Here is a 987-nt window from a genome sequence, read left to right as displayed (position 1 = left end):
CGCTTCCATACGCTATGTATTTACGTATGGATACTAGAGTGTGTCTAGTAGGTTTCCCCATTCGGATTCCCCCGAGTCACTGGATATTTGCTCCTACTCGAGGTTTTCGTTGCTTGTCACGTCCTTCGTCGCCTCCTGGTGCCAAGGCATCCGCCTTGCGCCCTTAGTTTCTTGACCGGAAATATATACTGTTATTCGATTTTCAATGTGCTTATGACCTTTGGTTAGGTCACGGTTCTGACTTTTAAGAAGTCATTGGCCGTTTTTTGACAAATCGAAGATTTGAAACAAAACGGCACTTGACTTACAACGAAATCATAGATTTCTGTTAAGTCAATGGTGGAGATAAGGAGATTCGAACTCCTGACCCCCTGCTTGCAAGGCAGGTGCTCTCCCAACTGAGCTATACCCCCATAAAGAACCTTAAAGTAAATACTTGTCAAGTTAGCACTCCTTAGAAAGGAGGTGATCCAGCCGCACCTTCCGATACGGCTACCTTGTTACGACTTCACCCCAGTCATCAATCCTACCTTCGACTGCTCCTCAATTAGGTCACAGGCTTCGGGTATTATCAACTCCCATGGTGTGACGGGCGGTGTGTACAAGACCCGGGAACGCATTCACCGCGACATTCTGATCCGCGATTACTAGCAACTCCGACTTCATGTAGGCGAGTTGCAGCCTACAATCCGAACTGGGATTGGCTTTCGAGTTTTGCATTATATCACTATATAGCTGCCCTCTGTACCAACCATTGTAGCACGTGTGTAGCCCAGGACATAAAGGGCATGATGATTTGACGTCATCCCCACCTTCCTCCGATTTGTCATCGGCAGTCTACTTAGAGTCCCCGACATTACTCGCTGGTAACTAAGTATAGGGGTTGCGCTCGTTGCGGGACTTAACCCAACATCTCACGACACGAGCTGACGACAACCATGCACCACCTGTATGGATGTCTCATAAAGAGAGGGGTATATCTCTATA

Annotated in this window: 1 tRNA gene and 2 rRNA genes; all 3 read right to left on the bottom strand. The window is 47.5% G+C overall.

The window, feature by feature from the left end:
* Positions 1-177 (bottom strand): 23S ribosomal RNA (locus ACU68Y_RS09060); the annotation flags it as partial.
* Between the two features lie 160 nt (positions 178-337).
* Positions 338-413 (bottom strand) — tRNA-Ala (locus ACU68Y_RS09055).
* Positions 414-458: 45 nt separating this feature from the next.
* Positions 459-987, bottom strand: a 16S ribosomal RNA gene (locus tag ACU68Y_RS09050); the annotation flags it as partial.

This window comes from Finegoldia sp. P1-F-LS (assembly GCF_052932205.1).
Note: the sequence above shows the minus strand (reverse complement) of the source record. Positions and strands in the feature narration are given on the sequence as shown.